Consider the following 268-nt stretch of genomic DNA (forward strand, 5'->3'; position numbering starts at 1 on the left):
GCCAGCGAATCTGGCGCGGCATCGAAATAATCCGAACCTCTCCTTCTGGAAAATGCTCAAGATCGGCAACGATCATTTCGAGACGACGCAACTCGAACCGAGGGTGGATGTGTGCAACCGCCGCTATGTATTCGATGCGCAACCTCCCCCGAATCCGCCGTCCCCTCTTGTGTTCAACCCTGCCGAAAAATGTCCCCCCTTCGTCGTCAATCCGCAAATCGCGCGGCGGGCGCTGGAGAAGAGGCGCGCCGACGAGCTCGAATACGCG

Annotated in this window: 1 pseudogene; it reads left to right on the forward strand. The window is 59.0% G+C overall.

Annotated features, from left to right (window positions below):
• Positions 1-52 precede the first annotated feature (52 nt).
• Positions 53-268, forward strand: a pseudogene (locus tag KJQ96_RS39160) (hypothetical protein); the annotation flags it as partial.

Origin of the sequence: Bradyrhizobium sp. sGM-13, assembly GCF_018398875.1 — a bacterium.
In the GTDB taxonomy this organism is placed as follows: Bacteria; Pseudomonadota; Alphaproteobacteria; order Rhizobiales; family Xanthobacteraceae; genus Bradyrhizobium.